Source organism: Flindersiella endophytica, assembly GCF_054779015.1.
This window is the reverse complement of sequence record NZ_BAAGYY010000044.1, coordinates 29,647-54,060: the sequence shown is the minus strand read 5'-3', so window position 1 is coordinate 54,060 and position 24,414 is coordinate 29,647. Positions and strand designations below refer to the sequence as shown.

The following is a 24,414-nucleotide window of genomic DNA, read 5'->3' as shown; positions in this document are numbered from 1 at the left end:
TTGTCCATCTTTGGTCCTACGACCATTCACTACCCGGGTGTAGAACCACGGGCATGAAGCTCAGAATCATTGCCTTGACCGGCGTCGCCACCGCGCTCGCGAGTCTCGCCGGCCTCGCTGGTCCGGCAGGCGCCGCGGGCGCCGCGGCCGCGCAGGCCAGAGGTGACCTGGTTGTCAAGCGCGACGGACGCGACGTGATCGTGCCCGTCCACACCCGAGCGTCCGGTGAGGCGCTGCTCGACCTGGAGGTGGCGGCACCCGGCACGGACTGGGCGGTCGCCGGCCAGGAGTCCGCCGTCGTGTCGGTGTTCGTCGACGACCGGTACGCCACAGACGTCGTGGTGACCGGCGATCAGCCGCTGAAGCAGCAGTTCGGACTCGGCCGGCTCGCCCGCGGCACGCATGTGGTGAAGCTGCGGTTCGCCGGCGAGCGGTCCGCGGCCTCCGCGCGGCGCGTCGTGGTGTCGGACTTCGGCGTACGGACGTACTCCCCTGGCGACCCGGAGTACCTCGCGCTGAAGTACGCGCCGATCGTCTACGGTCGCAACCTGCCGGACCTCGGTGACGCCAACCAGAACGCGCGCACCGACACGCCGCTGCTGGCCTGGCACGAGGCCGGCACCACCTCGGTGCCGGGCGAGCGCCGGTTCACGTACTCCGTCGTGTGGAGCAACGAGGACGGCGGCACCAACACACCCGCGCTGATGGCGCGGTGGGGCCGGACGACCGACATCGAGTGGATCTACGCCGTCACGGTCGACGCGCAGGGCAGGCGGGTCACGGGCAGCGACGTCTACCAGGCGCCCAACCACGAGACGCTGCAGTTCAAGGGCCGCTACGAGGGCGACCACGCGACGCTGCAGACGTGCACGTCCAACAACAACATGTGCGACGTCGTCGACAACCAGATGCGGTTCTTCCCGTCCGTGCTCGGCACGCTGCCCGCCGGCAAGGCGCGGGAGTACGTCATGGACCAGAACCCCTGGAGCTACCTCGTGATGGCCAAGGAGCTGATCCGCGAGGGCAAGGTCGAGGCGCCGTCGGACCAGTCGGCGGCGACGCCCGAGGTGAGCGACCAGCGCAACTACCTCTACACGGTTGTCGAGAAGCAGACGAGCGACGCCAACACCGGGGCCAACTGGATCGGGGTGGCGCTGGGCGTGCGGCTGAAGTCCGGCGACACGGTCTACTGGTCCAACCACGTCGACCCGACCTGGTCGATCCAGCGGGACGTACCGGCGGCCACGACCGTGGAGCTGCCGGCAGGCACGACCGCGGCCGACATCGAGTCGATCTCGGCCAGGCGCGTGGTCGTCGGCACCGACACGGGTGCGTCGGTGACCGTGCGAGCCCTGCAGCGGGGGTTCCTGCTCGGCACGGACTACCTGCCGGGCGAGTCGTTCGTCTCGTGGTCCGGGAACCTCCAGCTCACCGCGGCGGCACCGACCGCCGTGATCTGGCAGGCGGCGGGCTGAGCTGTCTCTCGGGGTTGCCTTTAGCGTTGCCGGGTGATCGGTGACGCTTTCGGCGAGATGCTCAAGGCGGCGAGCACCGGGCGACCGGTATTCGCCGCCATGGAACGAGACGACGACCTCCTGACCCCGCACGATCCGGCGATGTACTTCACCGGGCCGTCGGAGTGGGGCGAGCTCGAGGTGGCGGCCTGTGCCCGGGTGTCGGGACGCGTGCTCGACGTCGGGTGCGGTGCCGGCCGGCATGCGCTGTACCTCCAGGAGCAGGGCAGCACGGTGACGGGCGTGGACGTCTCGGCCGGCGCGTGCGAGGTCAGCCGGGCGCGGGGCGTGCACGACGTACGGCAGGTGGGCCTGGCCGGCCTGGGTGAGCTGGCACAGGTCGGCGAGCGGTACGACACGTTCCTGCTGCTGGGCGCCAACCTCGGGCTGATCGGCGGCGACCCGCCCGCGGCGCTGGCCGCGCTCGCTTCCGTCGCCGCGCCCGGCGCGCGGATCCTCGGAGGGCTGGGGTTCTCCCGGTCCGACGATCCGGTCCAGCAGGCGTACTACGCGCGGAACGAGGCGGCCGGGCGGCTGCCCGGCACGCTGCGGATCCGTACCCGCTTCGGAAACCTCGCCGACCCGTGGGTCTCGCTGCTGCTCTGCACGCCGGACGAGCTGCGCTCGGTGGTGGAGGGCTCGCCATGGCGGCTCACGACGGTCGACGGCGACGACCAGGGGTACCTGGCGGAGTTGTCGCTTTCTTCGTGAGCGTGACAAGTGATGTGTCGGTGGTCGGGGGTAGCGTCCTCGACATGGGACAGGAACGCACCTACGCCGAGTTCGCACCGCCGGTGCGGCTGGGCGCCGACGTGCAGTGCGTGTGGTGGTCGGCGTTCAGCGGCGTGACGCCGATCCTGCCCGACGGCTGTCTCGACCTGATCGTCTCGCGCGAGCCCGATCGGGTCTTCGTGGCCGGGCCCGACACGCGTGCGGTGCTGGCCAAGCCGATGTCGACACCGACCTACGGCATTCGCTTCCGGCCGGGGCGCGCGCATCGAGTGCTCGGCCTGCCGGCGTCCGAGCTCCTCGACCAGCGGGTCGACCTGGCCGATCTGTGGGGCGCCGAGGGCGTGCGGCTCACCGAGCGATTACTGGCCGGGCCGGAGCAGCTGGCAGCGGTGGTGGCCGAACGGCTGGCGCGCACCCGCTATTCCCCCGACTCGCTCGTCGACGAAGCGGTGCGGCGGCTGCTGGTGGGCGGCCCACGGGTGAGCGCGGTGGTCGGCGACCTGCCGGTGTCGGAGCGGCAGTTCCGTCGCGCGTTCACGGCTTCGGTCGGCTACGGGCCGGCGACGTTCCTGCGCGTGGCGCGGTTGCAGCGGGCGCGGCGGCTGGCGCTGGTCAAGCCGGCCGTCGCGCTGGCGGAGCTGGCGTTCGCGGCCGGCTACACCGACCAGGCCCACCTGTCGCGCGATCTCAAGGAGCTCACCGGCTCCACCCCGTCCCAGCTGCTGCGGTGAGAGTGGAGGGGTGGCCGATCCATACAAGAAGCGCCCGTTTGTTCCCGTTAGCCTTTGCCGCATGACGATCGACGTGCCCGCGGCTCGGACCTTCCTGCGGGCCAACGCTCGCATCCTCGAGGTCCGGCTTGCCGAGGTCTACCTCGACACCGCCCAGGGTCCCGACGCCAACGGGTCAGCCGATCCGACACCCGCGCTCGCCGCCTTGTCGGCGCTGGCGGCCTATCGCAACGCCGACGGTGCGTTCGGGCAGTCGCTGGAACCCGACGTACGCGCGCCGGAGAGCCAGCCGCTCGCCGTCGACTTCGGCTACACCGTCCTCGACGACATCCTCGACTACGCCGGCGAGCACGACATGGTCTGGCAGATCGCGGCCGACACGGCGGCGGCGAGCCTGCCGTTCCTCGTACGCATCGCGGCCGACGACGGCGGGCTGCCGATCGTGCTTCCGAGTGTGGCGGCGCATCCGCGGGCGGCGCACTGGGGAGACGGGGAGTTCCCACCGGCCCTGAATCCGACGGCCGGGATCGTGGCGCGGGCGCGCGCGTTCGGGTTGCGGCATCCGTGGATCGAGGCAGCGGCCGCGTTCTGCAGATTGGAGATCGACGCGCCGGGGGCCGTCTCCGATGCGCACACCGCGCTCGAGGTGCTGCGGTTCTGTGAGACGGAGCCCGACGAGGTGTGGGCGCAGAAGGTCTACGAAGGGGTTGGCGGGCGGTTGAACCAGCTCGCGTTCTTCCAGGCGCTGCCGGGGCAGGGCTATGGGCTGACGCCACTGCACTTCGCGCCGGCGCCGGACAGTCCGCGGCGGCACTTCTTCAGCGATGTCGCGTTGCTGGCGCACCTGGAGGCGCTGGAGGCCGGCCAGCTCGAGGACGGCGGCTGGGACATCACCTGGGAGCCGCCCAGCACGGGTGCGGTCCTGGAGTGGCGCGGCATCGAAACGCTCCGCGCCCTCCAGGTCCTGAAGGCCTATGGCCGGATCCAGCCCTGACGTAGTCGCCTGGGGGTCTGGCGCTCTCCGCCGAGGGCTCAGCCCACGAAGACGTCGACCGGTGGGCGGTAGGCCGCCAGCTTGGTGAACACCTCGTGCACCGGGTGTGCCACGAACTCCTTCACCGCAACGGAGTCCGCCGTTCCGGCGTCGGCCTCGGGATACACCACCTGGTCGAGCAGGGCCTGGAAGCGCGGGCCCCACTTGCGGGTGCCAAGCCTGGCGGTGACCGAGCAGTTGTCCACCATGTAAGCGATGTCGCGCGCGTGCATGTACGGCAGCAGCGAGTCGACCGCCTCCACGACGGACTCGTTCACGATCTCCGACCACGGGTGGCCGCGCTCCGCCAGTACGTCGATCGTCGCGACCATGACGGCGAGGAAGACGCCTGCGGTGAAGGGATCCGTGGCCGCCGGAGTGCCCTCGGTCCGGCCGGCCCGGACCGTCGCGCCCGCAGCCCACATCGGCGATCCGCTGACCGAGGTCATCGGCGTCCTGGCCAGCCGGCGGCCGGCGAGCACGACGCTGCGGATCTCGTTGCCCGACTCGACCTCGTCGTAGATCTCCTCGATCAGGTCCTTGGTCGTGCCGTAGGTCGCCGCGTAGGCCCGGTCGAACTCCGCCACCGCGGGTCCGGCAGGCAGGTTCTCCCGCACAGCGAGCAGTCCCGCCTTCGAGATCGCCGGCGAGATCGCGCCGGTCACGGCCTCCGCGGAACGCTCGAACGCGACCTCCGGCGAGTCGCCGGCCAGGCGGTAGCGCTGGTAGAGGCTCTCCACGATCCCGTGGACGGCGCCGATCAGGATCGCGCGCTCGCCCACCAGGTCCGAGCGGTACTCGCTGACCAGCGTCGTCTCGAAGGTGTACGGGGAGCCGATGCCCACTGACCAGGCCAGCGCCCGGTCCGCCGAGCCGCCGTCCAGGTCCTGCACGACCGCGAAGCTGGAGTTGATGCCCGCGCCGTTGACGTCGGCGCCCTGCAGGTAGAGCCGCCGCACCGAGTCGCCCATGCCCTTCGGGCAGACGGCGACGACGTTGATGTCGGCCCGGAACGACTCGCCGAGCGCCGACAGGTGCCCGGCCAGGAAGCCGTGCGAGAGGCCGAGCGTCGCACCCGGCCGTAGGGCGGCGAAGATCGAGGCGTAGTTCTCGGCCAGCGCCGCGTCCGAGATGAGCAGCAGCACCAGGTCACCGGCAGCCGTGACCTCAAGCCAGTCGCCGAGTGTTCCGTCGGTACGCGAGAATCCCTCGGTCTCGGCCTTCGGGAACGACGCCGACCCCGGCCGCAGCCCGATCGCCACCCGGATGCCCGTGCCCGCCAGTGAGTCTCGCAGGTTGAGCGCCTGAGCCCGCGCCTGCGACCCCCAACCGATCACGCTGATCTGCCGTACGCCGGCCAAGGCCTTGGGCAGAAGGGGGAACAGGTTCCTGCCGCCGCGCACGATGCTCTCGGTCGTGCCGGCGAGCTCGATGGTGTCGACCTCGAAGATCTTGGATGTGAACGTCATGCTCCTTGTTCTAGGCCCTGAGCTAGCATTTCGACAAGCGCAAGGTTCGAAGCGCAGCGTTCCAGAAAGTGAAAGAAGCGCGACCATGGACCATCACCAGGAGCTCCAGCTGTTCCTGCACCTCGCCGACACGCTCAACTTCGGCCGCACCAGCTCCGAGTGCCACGTCTCCCCGGCGACGCTCACCCGTACGGTGCAGCGGCTGGAACGCCAAGCCGGCCAGAGGTTGCTCGACCGCGGGCCGCGCGGCGTCGCCCTGACCGAGCCCGGGAGACGGTTCCGCGACTACGCCAACCACACGTTGGGGCTCTGGGCGACCTACCGGAACGCCGGCCAGGAAAGCGGATCCGACGCCGGCGAGCTCACCGGCCGGGTCGGCATCTTCGCCACCGTGACCGCCTGCCAGTCACTGCTGCCCGACCTGCTCGCGCCGTTTCGAGCCAGGCATCCGCAGGTACGGTTCGACATCCAGACCGGCGACGCGCCGGCCGCGATCGCCCGCCTCGACGAGGGCGGTGTGGATCTCGCGGTCGCCGCCCTGCCGGGCCGGCTGCCCGAGCAGCTGCTGAGCCGCGAGATCACCCGTACGCCTGTGGTGTTCGTCGCTTCCCGGACTCACAAGGAGCTGGCCCGCGTCGCCCAAAAGGACTGTGCTCATCCAGCCCCCGGCGCCTTCGGCGCCACGGGCCCACCCCACTCCTTCTGGGCCGACGTGCCGTACGTCCTGCCACGCCGCGGCCTGGCTCGCGAGTACGCCGACCGCTGGTTCCGCAAGCGCCGGATCACGCCCAGGGTCGACTCCGAGACCGACGGGCACGAGGCGCTGCTCACCCTTGTGGCGTTGGGATGTGGGGTCGGCGTGGTGCCGAAGCTCGTCTACGAAGGCAGCGTCGTCCGCGACCGCCTCGTCGTGCTGCCGGCCGACCCCGCGCTCACGGAGTTCCGGATCGGACTCTGCGTCCGCCGCCCCGACCTGCGCCGCCCGCTCGTCTCCGCGCTCTGGTCCACGCTCGCCGCCCCTCCCCCTCATCGCGAATGACCACGTTAACCACGCAATTGGCTGGTTAACCACGCCCCGGCCCGTGGCGAAGCACCTACTGGCGTGGCGAAGTGCTGATGTTGCTGCTCCGCCGCGTAAAGCGAATGACCACGTTAACCAGCTGAAAGCGTGGTTAACGTGGTCATTCGCAGGAACGGAGCTACGACCGCGCCGGTGGGGAGTTACGGCGCCTCGTAGCCCAACGTGTAGGCGCCGCTGCCGCTGTAGGCATGCACGCGCCAGCGATACGTACCGGCCGTACCGGTGTAGGTCACTTCCTCGTCAGCCGCGTCGGTGATGCCACGTGCGACCGTCGTCCACGTGCCCAGGCTGCCCTTCTTCTGCAGGTACAGGTCGAAGTCGGCACCGTCCGGGCCGTCGAGGCAGCCACTGAACGCGCCCGCGCCGGCCGTGAAGCCGTCCGCGCTCGACAAGTACTGCGACGCACCGCTAGCCAGCGTGCCGGGGTTCACCGTCGCGAGGTCCGAGCAGGCCGACGGCGGCTGCTCACCCGTGCCCTCGCCCTCTTCAGTGAACAGCAGCTTGTTCGGCGAACCCGAGCCCGGGTCGCCGACCGCGTCCGGCGTCGCGGCATCGGTCAGCCCACTGGCCACCTGCGCCGGCGTCGCCGACGGGTTGGCGTCCAGGTAGAGCGCGGCCGCGCCGGTCACGTGCGGCGTCGCCATGGACGTGCCGCTCATGGTCGCCGTCGCCGTGTCGCTGGAGTTGCCGAGCGACTCGATGTCGGAGCCGGGAGCGAAGATGTCGACGCAGGAACCGATGTTGGAGAACGACGAACGGTTGTCGCTCGAGTCCGTCGAACCAACGGTGATCGCCGGCGCCACCCGGCCCGGAGAGCCGTCGCACGCGTCGCCGCCGTAGTCGTTACCGGCTGCCAGCGCGTACGTCACGCCGTCGGCGATCGAGGCCTCGACCGCGGCGTCCAGCGACGCGGAGACGCCGCCACCAAGGCTCATGTTCGCCACCGCCGGCGCGCCGGCCTGGTGGTTCTCGGTCACCCAGTCGATGCCGGCGATGACCTGAGCGTCCGTACCAGAGCCCTGGTCGTCGAGCACCCGCACGGCCACCAGGCTGACGCCCTTGGCGACACCGTAGGTGTTGCTGCCGACCGTACCGGCGACGTGCGTGCCGTGGCCGTGACCGTCGTCAGCCGTACCGCCGTCGATCGCGTCGAAACCGCTGGTGGCGCGACCACCGAAGTCCTGGTGCGACGTACGGATGCCGGTGTCGATGATGTAGGCCGTGACGCCTTCACCCGTCGAGGTGTAGGTGTAGCTGTCGCTGAGCGGCAACGCCCGCTGGTCGAGCCGGTCGATGCCCCACGTGACAGGCGTCTGCGTCTCGTCGATACCGACCTTCTGCACCGCCTGGACGTAGTCGACGTCCGGGTTGGCCCGAACCGAAGCCAGCGCGTCCGACGACAGGTCGGCCGCGTACCCGTTCAGGGCATGGGAATACGTGAACTTGACTTTGCCGCCGTCGGCTTTGGCGCTTTGCTTCGCCTGGTTCGTACGGCTGGCCGAGACGCCCTCCTTCAGTACGACGATGTACTCGCCCTTGACGGCTGTGGTTTTGCCGGCGCCTAGAAGCGGTGCCTGCTCTGGTGCCCGGACCGCGGCCCCCGCGGATCCGGAGAGCGCCGCGACGCCACCGATGGCGGTGACGGCAGCGGCCGCGAACGCGAGTGGCCGCCTCCAGGTGGATTTTCTGGTCACCTCGCCCCTCCTCTGCGTGGTTTGCACCCGGCTTAGGGGGTCGAGGAACCCCTATTACGAATGCGGGATGCAAGATGTGTACGGCAAATCACGCCGCGCTGTCGAGAGGTATGACATCAAATGGCCACTACGCGCCATTTGGTGTAACACCCTGTTCATCTGGGCGTTTTCGAGTGGCTCACAGTGTTTTTGGACCGGTTTTGTGGCAGTCACTGCGACGGGTGGAAGGCCTGCGGCTTCTCGGTCGTACGCAACATCTTCCGGGCCTCCGCGAGGTCGGCCAGCTCGCCGAGCGCGATCAGCTGGACGACCGCGTTGCCCAGCGCGGTCGCCTCCGTCGGCCCGGCGTACACCGGCCGGCCCGTCGCCTTCGCCGTCAGCTGGTCGAGCAGGTGGTTGTTGGCACCGCCGCCGACGATGTGGATCGCGGGAATGTCGCGGCCGCTGGCGACGGCGAGGTCGTCGATCGTCTGCCGGTACCGATCGGCGAGGCTGACCAGCACGCACTTGGCGACATCGCCGACCGTGACGGGCTCGGCCTGGCCGGTACGCCGGGCCTGCTCCCTGATCCGGTCGACCATGTCGCCCGGAGCGAGGAAAGCCGGCTCGTCGGGGTTGATCACCGTGGTCGTGAGCGCGCTCTCGGCCAGCGCGACCAGCTCGGTGTAGCTGAGGTCGGTGCCCTCGCGCTGCCACTGCCGCCGGCACTCCTGCAGCAGCCACAGGCCCATCACGTTGCGCAGCAGGCGATTCGTACCGGCGACGCCGCCTTCGTTGGTGAGGTTGGCGAGCCGGGTGGCCTCGGTGACAACGGGCGAAGGCGTCTCGAGGCCGACCAGCGACCAGGTGCCGGACGAGATGTAGGCCGCGTGCGGATCGGCGAACGGTACGCCGGCGACGGCGCTGGCCGTGTCGTGGCTGCCAGGCAGCACGACCCGCGTACCCGCGAACGCCGGACCGTCGAGAGCGCCGCCGCGCAAGGCCGCGGTCAACGGGCCGAGGTCGGCGCCGGGCTCGGCGACCTCCGGCAGGATCTCGGCCGGGACGCCGAGGTCGGCGAGCAGATCCGTCGTCCAGGCCTTGCGCCGAACGTCGTAGCAGCCGGTCGTGCTGGCGATCGTGGTCTCGGACACCGCCACGCCGGAGAGGCGATAGTGGAAGAGGTCGGGGATCAGCAGCAGCTTCTCTGTGCCGGCGAACCGGTTCGCGCGCGCGTCGGCGTACAGCTGGAAGATCGTGTTGAACTCCATCAGCTGGATGCCGGTCTCGTCATAGATCCGTTCCAGTCCGACGGCCTCCCCTGCCGCCTCGAGCAGGCCGGACGTCCGTGCGTCGCGGTAGGCGACCGGATCCTCGCGCAAGTCGCCGTTGGCATCGAGCAGGCCGTAGTCGACGCCCCAGCTGTCGACGCCCACGCTGTCGATCCGGCCGAGCTGAGCGCCGATTTCGGCCAGCCCGTCGCGTACCGCGGTCCAGAGCGCCTCGAAATCCCAGCGCAGGAAGCCTTCCGCAGTGCGCGCACCGTTCGGGAATCGCCTGCTGGCAAGCAGGGTCAGACGTTCGCCGTCGAAACCGTAGGCCAGGACGCGGCCGCTCTCCGCGCCGAGATCGACCGCCGCGACCACCCGTCCGAAGGAGCGGGGTGGGCCTGTACGGCCGCAGGCCGCGGGGGCCGGATAGGCACAGCCCTGACCGGCTCCGGTTATCCGCTCGCCTTGTGCGCTCACAGGGTCCAGGCTCGTATGGGAACCCGTCGAACACAAGGCGGAACGCGGCCGAGAAAGGACACACGATGGCGGGACAAGCGATCCGGTTGATTCACGTGGGGCTTGGTGGCTGGGGAGGTGACTGGGCGCGCTCGGTGATCCCGACCCTGCCCGACATCGACTGTGTAGCCAAGGTCGACCCGATCGACCAGCCCTACGCCCGGCTCGCCGACGCGCTCGACGCAGTCGAGTCGGACGCCGTCCTGGTGACCGTGCCGCTCGACTTCCACGTTCCGGTGGTGCTGGAGGCGTTGCGCGCGGGCAAGCACGTCCTGGTGGAGAAGCCGTTCGGCCACACCGTGGCGGAGGCGCGGGAGGCGGTCGAGCTCGCCGACGAACGCGGGCTGAAGCTGGCGGTGAGCCAGAACTACCGCTTCTATCCGGCCGCCCGGACCGCGGCCGGGCTCGTCAAGGAGCAGAAGCTCGGGCAGCTGGGTGTCGTCAACCTCGATTTCCGCAAGTGGGCCAACAAGGCGCCGGCCGGCGCGAAGCACCGGCACTACAACCTGAAGCACCCGCTGCTGTACGACATGGCGATCCACCACTTCGACCTGATGCGGATGGTGCTCGACCAGGAGCCGGTCGAGGTGTACGCGAAGGCGACCGATCCGCCGTACAGCCGGTTCAACAGCCCGGGCTCGGCGGCACTGACCATCACGTTCTCCGGCGGGACGATCGTGAGCTACCGCGGCAGCTGGGCGAGCTCCGGCGCGCCGACGCCGTGGTCGGGCCGGTGGTTCATGGAGTGCGAGCGCGGCGAGATCTACTGGACCGGCCGGGACGGTGGCGCGGGCGTCACCGAGAACGACCAGGTCGAGATTCGCGAGCTTTCCGGCCAGCCCAAGCAGGTGTCGCTGCCGGAGATGCAGCACGTCGGGCGGCAGGGCACGCTGATGGAGCTCGTGCGCGCCATTCGTACCGGCGACGAGCCCGAGACGTCTGGCCGGCGCAACCTGGGCAGCCTCGCGCTGGCCGAGGCCGCGGCACGTTCGACGGAGACGGGCAAGCCGGAGCCGGTGAACGTGCCGAGCTGAGGCGTCGGCTAGACGATCTGTTCCAAGGGGTCGCCGGTCAAGCGCGCGGCGCATGGCGCCGCGCTGGCAAGGCGGAGGAGGAGCCAGGAGGGGCCTCCGGCGATCGACGACAACGCAGCCAGCGTGGATGCCAGGCGTCGCGCGTCAGGCGACCCCTTGGAATAGATCGTCTAGGCGTTGTCCCAGGTGTTCCAGTAGGTGAGCTCCTCGATCGGCTTGCGTACGGCCGGCTTGAAGTCGGTGCCGAGCGTGTAGGCGACGGGGAGCATTGCCGCCTGGGTGAAGTTGTCGGGGATGCCGAGGAGCTCGGCTGCCTCCTGCTCGTGGGCGAGGTGGAACGTCGTCCAGACCGATCCGAGGCCGCGGGAGCGGAGTGCGAGCTGGAAGCTCCAGATGGCCGGGTGGATCGAGCCGAAGAACCCGGCGGCGTGCTCGAGCTTGGAGATCCGGCCTTGCAGGCAAGGAATCACTAGCACAGGCACGCGGTCGATGATGTCGACGAGGTATTTCGCGGAGTCCTGAACGCGGGCCTGCTGGCCGCTGACCGGTGCGTCGCCTCGGGCCCGGAGGTATTTCTCGCCGCCGGAACGGTAGAGCTCGGCGAGCTTTGTCCGCTTGTCGGCATCGGTGACGACGACCCAGCGCCAGCCCTGGCTGTTGCTGCCGGTGGGTGCCTGGATGGCGAGCCGGAGGCAGTCGAGCAGCACCTCGCGTTCGACCGGGCGTTCCAGGTCGAGCCGCTTTCGTACGGCACGCGTGGTGGACAGCAGATGGTCGGTGACAGCGGTATCGAACGGCGGCGTTTGCGTCATAGCTCTCGAGCCTATGCCGCTTTACCCGCCGCGTTCGCCCGGCCGACGCGCGCGTCTCGGTGCAGGCGGGGACGGAGTCGTCTGACAGAATTCAGGGACCTATCAGGACAGACGGGAGTGAGCGGGAGCATTACCCGTCGGAGTCAGCAGCAGGGGATGCCATGAGTCCGGGATCGCAGTCCGAACCACCTGAGTCGCCGGATAAGGGCGGGCCGGACGACGGCCAACCCGGCCAGCCGGCAGGCGGTTCGCCGCCATGGGCGTCCGCGGGTGGCGACGAGTCCGGTTTCCCAGCCTGGTCAGGCGGCGGCGAGTCCTCGTCGGCCGGCCCTTCCGGCTTCGGCGCCAGTACCCCTCCCTGGTGGGCCGACGCGGGTGACCAGTCCACGCTCCCGGACTGGAGCAGCGGTGGCGCCGGCTCTGCTGCCGGGGATCCCACGCAGCCGGCTCCGCCGCCTGGCTATGGGGGTCAGCCGCCGCAGGAATCGCAGTGGCCCGGCGTCTACGGCGACCAACCACCGCCGCAGCCGCCGCCCGGTCCGGGTGGCGGCTACGGAGGGCAGGCCGCGCCGCCTCCGCCCGCTGGGTATGGCGAGCAGCAGCCGGGTCAATGGCACAGCGCCGGCCAGCAATGGCACAGCGGCGGTCAGCAGCAGCCACCGGCGCAGGGTGGCTACGGCGAGCAGCAGCCGGGCCAGTGGTACAGCGGCGGCCAACAGCAACCTCCGGCGCAGGGTGGCTACGGCGAGCAGGCTCCCCCGCCGCCGGGCTACGGCGAACAGCAGCCGGGCCAATGGCACAGCGGCGGCCAACAGCAACCTCCGGCGCAGGGTGGCTACGGCGAGCAGGCTCCCCCGCCGCCGGGCTACGGCGAACAGCAGCCCGGCCAATGGCACAGCGGCGGCCAACAGCAACCCCCGGCTCCGGGTGGCGGCTACGGCAACCAAGCTCCGCCGCCGCCACCGCAGCCCGGCTACGGCGAACAGCAGCCCGGCCAGTGGTACAGCGGCGGCCAACAGCAGCCACCGATGCAGGGTGGCCCCGGCGGGCAGCCGCCGGACCCATGGCACAGCGCCGGCCAGCAATGGCAAAGCGGTAGCCCGCAGCAGCCACCGGCGCAGGGTGGCTACGGCAACCAGGCTCCGCCGCCGCCACCGCAGCCCGGCTACGGCGAGCAACAGCCCGGCCAGTGGTACAGCGGCGGCCAGCAGCAGTCCCCAGCACCTGGCGGCTACGGCGACCAGCAGCCCGGAGCTTTCGGCGGGCAGGGCGGATCGGATGAGGCGACCACGCAGCTGGCGGGAGCCGCCGGAGCGCCCGCCTCGCAAGGAGCTGGCCCGGACGGCGACGCCGAGGCGACCAAGCAGTTCGCAACCAGCGACACCACGCCATCCGCCGGCGGCCAGGCTGAAGCCACCGCGAAGCTCGACCACGACGACTCCGAGCCGGCCGCCACGGCAGCAGCAGCAGGCGCCAGCGAGGCCGAAGCCACCGCGAAGCTCGACCATGACGACTCCGAGCCGGGCAGCACGCCGGCAGCCGGCGCGGGCGACGACGCCGAGGCGGCCAAGCAGTTCGCAACCAGCGACACCAGCGCAACCACGCCGTCCGCCGGCGGCGAGGCGGAAGCCACTGCGAAGCTCGACCACGACACCGAGCCTGCCGCCACGCCAGCAGCAGGAGCCGACGGCGACACCGGCGCGCCCGTGTCGGCCAGCGAGGCTGAAGCCGCTACAAAACTCGACCACGACGACATCGAGCCCGGCGCATCGCCGGCAGCAGATGCCGGGGCAGCCGGGTCGTCTGCGGGCGAGGGCGGAGATGACGCTGAAGCCACCTCGAAGCTGGGGGCGGAAGCCGCGGGAGCCACGCCGCTTGCGGGCGATACCGGCGAGTCGACCGTGAAGCTCGGGGCTGCGGCCGCAGGTGCGGATGAGGGCGGCGAGACATCTGCGATGGGCGCGGGGGACGACGCCGGATCGGGTACGGCAGCTACGCCACTGGCTGCGGAGGCCGGCGATGTGGCGAAGCCCGGATCGGACCCGGCAGGAGCCGGGGAGCACTCCGACTTCGGCGACGCGGCTGCCGGAGCTGCCGGGCTAGCCGCGGCGGCTGGTGCGGGTGCGGCCGGCGCTTCCGGAGGCGGCGAGGCTACCGGTACCCCGCCCGCTGCCAACCCGTTCGCTCCGCCACCGCAGGGTGTCGACGTAACCGCGGCGGAGGCTGGGTCGGCTCCGCCACCGCCTGGGCCCGGAGGCCCGGGCGGACCGGGGCCGTTCCAGCCGCAAGGGCCACCCCCGGGCGGGCCCGGGCCGTACGACCAACCGGCCTGGGCGCCGATGCCTGGGCAGCAGCCCGGCTCGTTCGGTCCGGGCGGACCTGGACCCGGCGGCCCCGGAGGTTTTGGACCCGGTGGGCCTGGTGGTCCGTACGGGCCGCCTGGTGGGCCGATGGGACCGATGCCGAACCAGTACGGCCCGCCGCCGAAGAAGGGCATGGGTGGCGGCGCCATCGCGATTGTCATCCTGGCGATCGTGCTGGTGGTCGGGCTGCTCGGCGGCGGAGGCTACCTGGCCTTCAAGGCGTTCAAGGGCAAGTCGGATCCCGTTGCCAGCTCGACCAGTTCGAGCGACGACTCCGACGACACCTCCGACGACAGTTCGGACTCCCCGTCGCCCTCGCCGACGCCGACGCCGCTCTTCACAGACGACGGGTACGAAGCCCAGGTCGACCAGTGCTTCACCGACTCCGGCACGCAGTCCTCGCCGAACCTGACGTTGGACTCGGCTTGCAGCCCCGGCAGCTACAAGGTCGTCCAGCGCATCGCCGCGACGACCGACACGAAGCGCTGTGGCGGCGACAAGAACCACTCGAACTACGCCGTCTACTACGACGACCCGTCCGACGACTCCAACGACCTGGTGCTGTGCCTGAACTACCAGTACACCGACCCGGCCGGCAGCGCGATCGTCGGCGAGTGCGTCTATGGCACGTCCACGTCGACGTCGTGGCGGATGTCCACCTGTGAACCCGGCGCGTTCGAGGTGATCGCGAAGTACTACGGCACGACCAGCTACGACAAGTGCCGGGACCGCAGCGACTACCGCGAGGGCATCTCCTACACCAACGCCAGCCGGCCGGAGCTCAACGTCGTCATCTGTACGAAGTACCTCTACCAGGACGACGCGGCCTACACGAAGAAGAACAACTGCGTGAAGGTCAAGAACGAAGGCAACTCTTGGTGGATGCACTTCTCCGACTGCGACAAAGCCAACGCGATCGTGACCGGCTACACCGGCAAGTACCAGCCGAGCTTCTGCGGCAACGACGGCTGGGTCGGTTACAAGTTCCCCGACCGGGGCTTCAAGCATCTGGACTACACAGTCTGCTGGCGAAGGTATCCATGACCTGACAGCTGACACGAAACCGCGAAGAGCCGCCCGGGCCGACAAGCCCGGGCGGCTCTTCACAAACGACACTGCGGCTACTTCACCGCCGAACTGACCACCTTCGTCGAACGGACGGTCTTGGCCTTGCGGGCCGCGGAGATGCGCTTCTTCGCCGGCTGCTCGGCATAGCCCGGCAGCACCTGGCGCAGGAACTCACCGGTGTAGCTGGCGGGGTTGGCGGCCACCTCTTCCGGGGTGCCCTCCGCGACCACCAGACCGCCGCGGATGCCGCCCTCGGGGCCGAGGTCGATCAGCCAGTCGGCGGTCTTGATCACGTCGAGGTTGTGCTCGATCACGATGACCGTGTTGCCCTTGTCGACCAGGGAGGTGAGCACGCCGAGCAGCTTGCGGATGTCTTCGAAGTGCAGGCCGGTGGTCGGCTCGTCGAGGACATAGAGGGTGCGGCCCGTCGAACGCTTCTGCAGCTCGGACGCCAGCTTCACCCGCTGTGCCTCACCACCGGAGAGCGTCGGGGCGGGCTGGCCCATCCGGACGTAGCCGAGGCCGACCTCGACCAGGGTCTTCAGGTGGCGTGCGATCGCCGGGATGGCCTCGAAGAAGTCGAGCGCCTCCTCGATCGGCATCTCCAGCACCTCGGAGATCGTCTTGCCCTTGTAGTGGACCTCGAGCGTCTCGCGGTTGTAGCGCGCACCGTGGCAGACCTCGCACGGCACATAGACGTCGGGCAGGAAGTTCATCTCGATCTTGATCGTGCCGTCGCCGGAGCAAGCTTCGCAGCGGCCGCCCTTGACGTTGAACGAGAACCGGCCCGGCTGGTAGCCGCGGATCTTCGCCTCCGGCGTCTCTGCGAACAGCCGGCGGATGTGGTCGAAGACGCCGGTGTAGGTCGCGGGGTTGGAGCGCGGAGTGCGGCCGATCGGCGACTGGTCGACGTGGATCACCTTGTCGATGTTGTCGGTGCCGGTGATCTTCTGGTGGTGGCCGGGCACGTCCTTGGCGCCGTAGATCTGCTTGGCCAGCGAGGTGTAGAGGATGTCGTTGACCAGCGTGGACTTGCCCGAGCCCGACACACCTGTGACCGCGATGAACGTGCCGAGCGGGAACGAGACGGTGACGTCCTGCAGGTTGTGCTCGTAGGCCCTGTGCACCGTGATCGCGCGCTTCGGCGTCGGCGGCCGGCGCAGCTCGGGAACGGAGATCTGCTTGCGGCCGGAGAGATACGCCCCGGTCAGCGAGTCGCGATGCTTCAGCAGCCCGGACAGCGGACCGGAGTGGACCACCTGGCCACCGTGCTCCCCCGCGCCCGGACCGATGTCGACCACCCAGTCGGCGTGGCGGATCGTGTCTTCGTCGTGCTCGACGACGATCAGCGTGTTGCCGATGTCGCGCAGCCGCACCAGCGTCTCGATCAACCGGTGGTTGTCCCGCTGGTGCAAGCCGATCGACGGCTCGTCGAGAACGTAGAGCACGCCGACCAGGCCGGACCCGATCTGCGTCGCCAGCCGGATCCGCTGCGCCTCGCCACCCGACAGCGACCCGGACGGCCGGTCGAGCGTGAGGTAGTCGAGCCCGACGTCGAGCAGGAACCGCAGCCGTTCGCCGATCTCCTTCTGTACGCGCTCGGCGATCTGCTTCTCGCGCGGCGTCAGGTCGAGCGAACGCAGGAACTCCGCCGCGTCGGCGATCGGCAGCCGGCAGGCCTCCGCGATCGACTTGTCGTTGATCGTGACCGCCAGCGAGATCGGCTTGAGCCGCGACCCCTCACACGCGGGGCACGGCACCTCGCGCATATAGCCCTCGAAGCGCTCCCGGCTGGCGTCGGAGTCGGCCTCGGCGTGCCGGCGCTTGACGTAGGAGATGACGCCTTCGTAGTTGGTGTAGTAGGACCGCTCGCGGCCGTAACGGTTTTTGTAGCGGACGTGCACCTGGTCGGCATAGCCGTGTAACAAGGCCTTCTTGGCCTTGGCCGTCAGCCGCTCGAACGACTGGTCCATCCGGAAGCCGATCGTGGTGGACAGCGCCTCGACCAGGCGACCGAAGTAGTCGGTCATGTGGGCACCGGCCCACGGCGCCAGCGCGCCCTCGGCCAGCGACTTCGACGGGTCGGGCACGATCAGCTCGGGATCGACCTCCATCCGGGTGCCGAGACCGGTGCACTCCGGGCACGCGCCGTATGGACTGTTGAACGAGAACGACCGCGGCTCCAGCTCCTCGAACGACAGGTCGTCGTAAGGGCAGTAGAGATGCTCGGACCAGGTGCGCTCGCGTTCCGGATCGTTGTCCTTGAGGTCGACGAAGTCGAGCGTGACCAGGCCGCCACCGAGGTGGAGCGCGGTCTCGATCGAGTCGGTCAGGCGGCGCTTGGCGGACTTCTTGATCGTCAACCGGTCGACGACGACCTCGATCGTGTGCTTCTTCTGCTTGTCGAGCTTGGGCACCTCAGCGATGGGATAGACCCCGCCGTCGACCCGGACCCGGGAGTAGCCCTGCGTGGTGAGGTTGCGGAACAGTTCGCCGTATTCGCCCTTGCGGCCGCGGATCAGCGGGGCCAGCACCTGGAAACGGGTGCCCTCCTCCAGCTCGAGCATCCGGTCGACGATCTGCTGCGGCGTCTGCCGCGCGATCGGCCGGCCGCACTCCGGGCAGTGTGGGCGCCCGATCCGCGCCCACAGCAACCGGAGGTAGTCATAGACCTCGGTGATCGTGCCGACCGTCGACCGCGGGTTGCGCGACGTGGACTTCTGGTCGATCGAGACCGCCGGCGACAGGCCCTCGATGAAGTCGACGTCGGGCTTGTCCATCTGACCAAGGAACTGTCTCGCGTACGCCGACAGCGACTCCACATAGCGACGCTGGCCCTCGGCGAAGATCGTGTCGAAGGCCAGGCTGGATTTGCCCGAGCCGGACAGGCCCGTGAACACGATCATGGCGTCTCTGGGCAGTTCGAGGGAGACGTCCTTGAGGTTGTGTTCGCGGGCTCCTCGGATGGTGAGCTGGTCGGCCACGGCGGCGGTTCCGTCCTCGAGTAATCAGTCGATCATGTGTGCGAAGAGCGTGGTTCGGTCATAGTAGCGGCGAGCACCGACAGTCTGCTGGGGCCGTCGTCAGCGGCCCCAGTCGAGCTGTGGCTCCGGCACTCCGACGCTGCGGCCGTGGGCCATGGCAGCGGAATGTCCGGCCTGGTCAGCGCGTGGGTAGTGGAAGATCCGGCCGGCGAACACAACGTATTTGTCCGCACCCGCATTCCAGTCGACGTACCACCCGCCGGTCGGCTGTAACGCACTGGCGAAGGTCTCGGCCAGCCGGACCGACGCCTCGGCCGGTGCCTGGAAGTAGAGCAACGTCCACGTCTTCGGCTGGTCCGGCGAGCGAGTGCCCGACCTCGATCGTACGATCCGGGTCACGGTCAGGTCGAGCCGGTCGAGCTCGGTCTCGGGCAGCAGGCTCTCGGCGATCAGCACGCCGTCGAGCAGGTCTTCGTCGCACATGCCGGTGACGTTATCGGCGAGCACCGACATACCTCTTCGAGCCGGGATCGGCCCAGCTCGGTCGGGGCCATGACATCGATCGCCGCCGCGAACCGGCCGGCTGCCGCCTCCGAGCACTCCCACTCCGCAGCCCCCGCCGGTCGGCGCGGCGTCCGGCGGCCAGTGCCGCCGGACAGCGCGGCCGCAGCTGAAAAGGGTCGTCGTTCTCCAGCAGGACGAGAGCCTCGCGCAAGCGACGCTGCCGCTTCGTCGCGATCAGCGGCCGGTGCGCGCGCTGACCAGCCAGACATCGAACGATCCAGGTGGACGGCGGCCGCCCGCAGCAGAAGCCGGCTGGCGACGCCCGGGCTCCGGGGCCTGCCGAGCACCTTCGGCGGCCGCCTCCGCTGCCCGCGCACCACGAACACCTCGGCGAGCAGCCGGTTGTCCGTGGAGGTCATGGCCGGGTGTGTCAAGATCGTCCTGACGCCGGTAAGACAACCGGCCTGGAGTCGGCCACAATCGGCCGATTTTCCCGTGTACGTGAGGTCGACTTCCCACGTTCTCTGGCAAGAATGGTTCGAGGCCTACCTGAGCAGGAGTTGGGGCATTCATGATTCGTGTTGCCATGCTGAGCTTTTGGCATGTCCACGCCGGCGGTTACGCCCGTAACGCAGCGCAACATCCGGACACTACGATCACCGCCGTCTGGGACGAGGAGCCAGAGCGTGGCAAGGCAGAGGCCGAGAAGCTCGGCGTGCCTTTCCACGAGTCCCTCGACGAGGTGCTCGCCCGTCCGGACGTCGACGCCGTGATCGTCGACGCACCGACCAACCGGCACCCGGAAGTGATCGGCAAAGCCGCCCGGGCCGGCAAGCACATCTTCACCGAGAAAGTCCTCGCGCTGACCACGCGCGAATGCGAGGAGATCCTCTCCGAGGTCGAGCAGGCAGGCGTCGTGCTGACGCTCTCGCTGCCGCGGGTCTACGACGGCTACACCCAGGCGATCCGCAAGGTGCTCGACGAAGGCTCGCTCGGCGACATCACGCTCGTCCGCGTCCGGCTCTCGCACGGCGGTTCGGTCGGTGAGGGCTGGCTGCCGGAGCACTTCTACAACGCCGAGCAGTGCGGCGGTGGCGCGATGGTCGACCTCGGCGCCCACCCGATGTATCTCAACCGGCTGTTCTTCGGCGCGCTGCCCACGTCTGTGAGCGCGAGCTACGGCCACGTCACCGGCAGGGGCGTCGAGGACAACGCGGTCGCGGTCCTGCGCTACGGCAACGGCGCCATCGGCCTGGCCGAGACGGGATTCGTGAACAACCATTCGCCGTTCACCATCGAGGTGCACGGCACGCACGGCAGCCTGCTGTACGGCACGCCGGAGGCGAAGCTGCTCGTGCGTTCGCCCGCGTATGCGGACGGGAAGGAATGGACAGAAGTGACGGTACCGGAGCCGCTACCGTCGGCTTTCCACCAATGGGTCGAGCACATCCAGAATGGCACCAAGGCAACTGACAACGTCGCCCTCGGTGTGGATCTGACCCGCCTGATGGAAGCCGCCAACCACTCCGTCGCGATCGACGCGCCGGTAAGCCTCTAGTTAGCAGCTCAGAGAGGATTGTTTCTCATGACCGTCAAGATCGGACTGATCGGGTGCGGCGGAATCTCCAACCCGCACGTGAACGGATACCTCGCGATCCCCGATCAGGCCAAGGTGACCGCGGTCGCCGACGTTGTCGTCGAGAACGCCGAGCGGCGCTCCGACCAGCTCGGCGGCGCGCAGATCTTCGCAGACTACAAGGAGATGATCGCCCAGGCCGACATCGACGCCGTCGACATCTGCCTGCCGCACCACCTCCACGCCGACGCGATTCTCGCGGCCGCGGCCGCCGGCAAGCACATCCTGTGCGAGAAGCCGCTCTGCATCACGACGGCGGAGGCCGACAAGATCGCCGCTGCCGTCAAGGAGAGCGGCGTCACGTTGATGTGCGCGCACAACCAGCTGTTTATGCCCCCCGTCGCCAAGGCGCGCGAGCTGATCCAGAACGGCACGCTCGGCCAGGTCTACGAGATCCGTACGACCGACTCGTTCTTCAACGGCGGGCTCAACAAGGACATGGGCTGGCGTGGGTCGCTCGAGACGGCTGGTGGCGGTGAGCTGATCGACACCGGCTACCACCCGACGTACCTCCTGCTCAACCTCGCACAGGCCGCCCCGACCGAGGTGACGGCGATGACGAGCCGCTACCGCCTGCCGATGGAGGGCGAGGACTCCGCGCAGGTGCTGGTCCGGTTCGCCGACGGCAGTGTCGGCAACATCGTCACCAGCTGGGCCTACCGCCCGGCGGCGGTGACCGAGCGGTTCTCCGTCGTGGCGGAGAAGGGCGCGCTGTGGAGCGACGGCAAGACGCTGAGCTACCGCATCGACGACCAGACCACGACGCTGGACTTCCCGCAGGTGAACACGTTCGCCGCCGAGGTCGCCGACTTCGTGGGCTGCGTCGCCGACAAGCGCCGCCCGATCAACACCGAGGCCGAGGGCATCAACGTGCTGAAGGTCATCCTCGGCGCGTACGCCTCGGTGAAGAACAAGGCGATCGTCTCGCTCGCCGACCTGTAAGCACGTAAGCACCGAGGACGCCGCACAGACGGCGCACGCGTTTCGAGGGCGTTCCCGCCGATTGCCCGGCGGGGACGCCCTCGGGCTTTCGCTCGCCCGGCCAAGGCTGAGCCGGCGTTCCCGAAGTCCGTGGTCAGCAGCTTCAGCTAGACGATCTGTTCCAAGGGGTCGCCGGTCAAGCGCGCGGCGCATGGCGCCGCTCGTGGGGGTGGGCACAGCCGGAGGAGGAGCCAGGAGGGGCCTCCGGCGATCGACGACAACGCAGCCAGCGTGGAGGCCAGGCGTCGCGCGTCAGGCGACCCCTTGGAATAGATCGTCTAGTAGCGCGTGAGGCGGCGGGCGTACCAGTCGGTGCGGGTCGCCGGCTCGACGGGGGCGATCTGGATCGCGGCGCCCAGCACCGCCGCACCGGCGCGGCCGGCGAGCACAGGCAGCAGCTCGGCCGACAGCACCTCCGGCAGGTCGTAGACCAGCCGCGACAGCCGCAGGATCAGCTCCTCCACCGCCGCTACGTCGGCGTGCTCACCGCCGCGGTGGCCGAAGAGCAGCGGCGCCGCCCGCACCTCGCGGACCATCGCGGCGGCGTCGACGTCGGTGAGCGGCGGGATGCGGTAGGCCAGGTCACCCAGCAGCTCGGTCGCCACGCCGGCCACGCCGAACGTCACGACCGGGCCGAACATCGGGTCGCCCGTCGCGCCGAGGTAGGTCGGGACGCCCGGCGGCGCGGTCTTCTGCACGACGTACCCCGCTTCCTCCGGCGCGCCGACCAGTTCGCACAGCGTCTCCCACGCCATCCTGATCTCGGCCGGCGTCTCCAGGTCGCGCTGGACGTCGGCGAGGTCCGGGCGCTGCCGCAACCGGGGCGCGGTGGCCTTGAGCACGACGTTCCAGCCCAGCCGCTCGGCGGTCTCGATCGCCTCCTCGGCGGTGCTCACCGGATGCGCGAACCAGAGGTCGATTCCGTAACAGGACAAGAGCTTCTGCTGCTGCGCCTGGTCGAGATCCGCACCCTCCTGCGCGCTCGCGAGCACCTCCTCGAGCAGCGCGCGAGCCGCCGCGGTGTCGATGTCGTCGAGCACGGGAGTGCCGCCGCGCGGGCGGCGCCGCCAGCGTACGTAGTCGGCGATCTTGGCCACCGCACGGACCGCGGCCTGCGGAGTGGCGTACGACGGAACGGTGCCGAGGAGGTCCGGGCGCATGCCCTCGCGCCCGAGAAACGCCGCCAGCACAGGCTTTTCGGCGTCGCGGGCGGACTCGGCGATCGCGGCGGCGATCTCGGTGCCCACGGTGTCGGTCGGCGAGGCGTACATCGCGACCACCACGTCGACGTTCGAGTCGTCGAGCAGGTCGCGGATGCCGGCCCGGAAGTCGGCGGCGGTCGCGTCGGAGCCCAGCGTCGCCAGCTCGCGCGTGACCGGCAGGCCGTGCTGGGCCGCGGCGTCGGCGGCCAACGTGGCAAGGGCATCGGAGTTGCCGACCAGGCCGAGCTCGGACCCGTCCGGCAGCGGCTGGTACGCCAGGATCTGCGCGACGTCGAGCATCTCCTCGATGCCCTCGACCAGGATGATGCCGGACTGCCGGAACATCGCGTCGAACGCGGCCTCCGGCACGTCCGCGCGGTGCACGGTGTGCCCGAGCGGCACGCCCTGGCTGAACTGCCCGGAACGGACGGCCACGATGGGCTTTCCGGCCGAGACGCGGTTGGAGATCCGGTTGAACTTACGCGGGTTGCCCAGCGACTCCAGATAGAGCAGGACGACCTCGGTGGCGTCGTCCTCCTCCCAGTACTGCAGCACGTCGTTGCCCGAGACGTCGGCCCGGTTGCCGGCCGAGACGAACGTAGAGACGCCGATGCCACGCCTGGCGATGGTCTCCACGAGCACGGTGCCGAGCGCGCCGGACTGGCAGAAGAAGCCGACCGGCCCACGCTTCGGCACGATCGGCGACGGCGAGGCGTTCAGCGCCACGTCCGGGTCGGTGTTGATGATGCCGAGCGCGTTCGGCCCGATCACGCGCAGGCCGTACGCCCGGGCCTGCCGTACGAGGTCACGCTGGCGCTCCCGGCCCTCGCGACCCGACTCGGCGAACCCGCTGGAGACGACCAGCAGCCCGTGTACGCCCTTGGACGCGGCGTCGAAGACGACCTGCCGCACGCTGTCGGCCGGCACCGCGACCACGGCGAGGTCGACCTCGCTCGGGACGTCGTCGAGTGAGGCGTACGACGGGACGCCGACCACCGCGCGGGTGCTGGGGTTGACGGCGTAGACCGGCCCGGTGAAGCCGCCGAGCACGAGGTTGCGGACCAGCGCCTGGCCGAGCTTCTCCGGCTTGCGGCTGGCACCGATCACCGCGACGGACTTCGGCTTCAGCAGGCGCTCGACCGAGCGTGCCTCGCTGCGGTGCTCGCGCGACTGCATCACGTCGAGGCTCGTCCGGGTCGGCTCGATGGCCAACTCGAGCTCGATGACGCCGTCCTCGAACCCGCCCTTGGTCTGGTAGCCGGCTTCCTCGAACACGCCGGTCATCCGGCGGTTGTCGGGCAGCACCTCGGCGATGAACCGCTTGATGCCGTTCTCGCGCGCGGCCTGGGCCAGGTGCTCGAGCAGGACGCTGCCCACTCCCCTGCCCTGGTGGTCGTCCTGCACGAGGAACGCGACCTCCGCCTGCGTGCTGGCGATCCGGTCGTACCGCCCGACCGCGATCATCTCCGCGCCCACCGTCACGATCAACGCGACACGATCCTTGTGGTCGACCTCGGTGAACCGCTTCACGTCGCGGTCGGAGAGCCGGGGGTACGGCGCGAAGAAGCGGTAGTACTTCGACTCGTCGGAGACGCGGGCGTAGAACTCCACCAGCAGCTCGGCGTCGCCTGGACGGATCGGGCGCAGCAGCGCGGTGCCGCCGTCGCGCAGCACGATGTCGGCCTCCCAGCGCTCGGGATACTCCGGGCCGGGCTGCTCGGGGGCGCTGTGTTGGCCGTGCTCCGTCTCGTTCCGGGTCACCTCACGAACGCTACCCAGGTTGACAAGCCATATCCGTCAACATATGTTG

General features: G+C 69.7%; 16 protein-coding genes. 9 read left to right on the top strand and 7 right to left on the bottom strand.

From position 1 onward, the window contains the following. The first annotated feature begins 53 nt into the window (after nucleotides 1-53). The 4 genes from ACYVF6_RS45115 to ACYVF6_RS45100 all read left to right on the top strand — a co-directional run bounded on the left by ACYVF6_RS45115 (nucleotide 54) and on the right by ACYVF6_RS45100 (nucleotide 3,971). Nucleotides 54-1,475, top strand: coding sequence for a hypothetical protein (locus tag ACYVF6_RS45115; protein ID WP_460533024.1), 1,422 nt, complete (start codon nucleotides 54-56; stop codon nucleotides 1,473-1,475). 33 nt (nucleotides 1,476-1,508) lie between these two features. Continuing rightward, complete coding sequence (locus ACYVF6_RS45110) at nucleotides 1,509-2,225, top strand: class I SAM-dependent methyltransferase (RefSeq protein ID WP_460533021.1); 717 nt, start codon at nucleotides 1,509-1,511, stop codon at nucleotides 2,223-2,225. Between the two features lie 44 nt (nucleotides 2,226-2,269). Beyond that, nucleotides 2,270-2,977: a helix-turn-helix domain-containing protein gene (locus tag ACYVF6_RS45105; RefSeq protein ID WP_460533018.1), complete on the top strand. Its 708-nt coding sequence runs from the start codon at nucleotides 2,270-2,272 to the stop codon at nucleotides 2,975-2,977. A gap of 61 nt (nucleotides 2,978-3,038) precedes the next feature. Further along, nucleotides 3,039-3,971, top strand: a complete 933-nt coding sequence (locus ACYVF6_RS45100) for a hypothetical protein (RefSeq protein ID WP_460533015.1) — start codon at nucleotides 3,039-3,041, stop codon at nucleotides 3,969-3,971. A 38-nt stretch (nucleotides 3,972-4,009) separates the two neighbouring features. On the opposite strand, the gene ACYVF6_RS45095 is transcribed toward ACYVF6_RS45100, so the two are convergent. Beyond that, nucleotides 4,010-5,479, bottom strand: coding sequence for a ketol-acid reductoisomerase (locus ACYVF6_RS45095; RefSeq protein WP_460533012.1), 1,470 nt, complete (start codon nucleotides 5,477-5,479; stop codon nucleotides 4,010-4,012). An 85-nt stretch (nucleotides 5,480-5,564) separates the two neighbouring features. On the opposite strand from ACYVF6_RS45095, the gene ilvY reads away from it, so the two are divergent. Beyond that, nucleotides 5,565-6,518 carry an HTH-type transcriptional activator IlvY gene (ilvY, locus tag ACYVF6_RS45090; protein WP_460533009.1) on the top strand — a complete coding sequence of 318 codons (954 nt, stop codon included), beginning with the start codon at nucleotides 5,565-5,567 and terminating at the stop codon, nucleotides 6,516-6,518. 182 nt (nucleotides 6,519-6,700) lie between these two features. Here ilvY and ACYVF6_RS45085 read toward each other — a convergent pair whose 3' ends face one another. Then, nucleotides 6,701-8,254 carry a S8 family peptidase gene (locus ACYVF6_RS45085; protein WP_460533006.1) on the bottom strand — a complete coding sequence of 518 codons (1,554 nt, stop codon included), beginning with the start codon at nucleotides 8,252-8,254 and terminating at the stop codon, nucleotides 6,701-6,703. A 209-nt stretch (nucleotides 8,255-8,463) separates the two neighbouring features. Next, entirely contained in the window at nucleotides 8,464-9,981 is a 1,518-nt protein-coding gene (locus ACYVF6_RS45080) for a rhamnulokinase (protein ID WP_460533003.1), read from the bottom strand. Between the two features lie 65 nt (nucleotides 9,982-10,046). Between ACYVF6_RS45080 and ACYVF6_RS45075 the strand changes: the two genes are divergently transcribed. After that, nucleotides 10,047-11,054: a Gfo/Idh/MocA family protein gene (locus tag ACYVF6_RS45075; RefSeq protein WP_460533000.1), complete on the top strand. Its 1,008-nt coding sequence runs from the start codon at nucleotides 10,047-10,049 to the stop codon at nucleotides 11,052-11,054. A gap of 170 nt (nucleotides 11,055-11,224) precedes the next feature. Here ACYVF6_RS45075 and ACYVF6_RS45070 read toward each other — a convergent pair whose 3' ends face one another. Then, nucleotides 11,225-11,866, bottom strand: coding sequence for a nitroreductase family protein (locus ACYVF6_RS45070; RefSeq protein WP_460532997.1), 642 nt, complete (start codon nucleotides 11,864-11,866; stop codon nucleotides 11,225-11,227). A 161-nt stretch (nucleotides 11,867-12,027) separates the two neighbouring features. On the opposite strand from ACYVF6_RS45070, the gene ACYVF6_RS45065 reads away from it, so the two are divergent. Beyond that, nucleotides 12,028-15,273 (top strand): LppU/SCO3897 family protein, encoded by a 3,246-nt coding sequence (locus ACYVF6_RS45065; protein WP_460532994.1) that lies wholly within the window; start codon nucleotides 12,028-12,030, stop codon nucleotides 15,271-15,273. A gap of 77 nt (nucleotides 15,274-15,350) precedes the next feature. On the opposite strand, the gene uvrA is transcribed toward ACYVF6_RS45065, so the two are convergent. Next, nucleotides 15,351-18,281, bottom strand: a complete 2,931-nt coding sequence (gene uvrA / locus ACYVF6_RS45060) for an excinuclease ABC subunit UvrA (protein WP_460532991.1) — start codon at nucleotides 18,279-18,281, stop codon at nucleotides 15,351-15,353. 99 nt (nucleotides 18,282-18,380) lie between these two features. Continuing rightward, the gene (locus ACYVF6_RS45055; RefSeq protein ID WP_460532988.1) at nucleotides 18,381-18,764 is read right to left on the bottom strand and encodes a hypothetical protein; all 384 of its coding nucleotides are present in this window, start codon (nucleotides 18,762-18,764) and stop codon (nucleotides 18,381-18,383) included. Between the two features lie 592 nt (nucleotides 18,765-19,356). Between ACYVF6_RS45055 and ACYVF6_RS45050 the strand changes: the two genes are divergently transcribed. Then, complete coding sequence (locus tag ACYVF6_RS45050; protein WP_460532985.1) at nucleotides 19,357-20,343, top strand: Gfo/Idh/MocA family protein; 987 nt, start codon at nucleotides 19,357-19,359, stop codon at nucleotides 20,341-20,343. A 27-nt stretch (nucleotides 20,344-20,370) separates the two neighbouring features. Beyond that, nucleotides 20,371-21,363: a Gfo/Idh/MocA family protein gene (locus ACYVF6_RS45045; RefSeq protein WP_460532982.1), complete on the top strand. Its 993-nt coding sequence runs from the start codon at nucleotides 20,371-20,373 to the stop codon at nucleotides 21,361-21,363. Nucleotides 21,364-21,680: 317 nt separating this feature from the next. Here the strand turns inward: ACYVF6_RS45045 and ACYVF6_RS45040 are convergent, their stop codons facing one another. Continuing rightward, the gene (locus tag ACYVF6_RS45040; RefSeq protein WP_460532979.1) at nucleotides 21,681-24,365 is read right to left on the bottom strand and encodes a bifunctional acetate--CoA ligase family protein/GNAT family N-acetyltransferase; all 2,685 of its coding nucleotides are present in this window, start codon (nucleotides 24,363-24,365) and stop codon (nucleotides 21,681-21,683) included. Nucleotides 24,366-24,414: the final 49 nt, after the last annotated feature.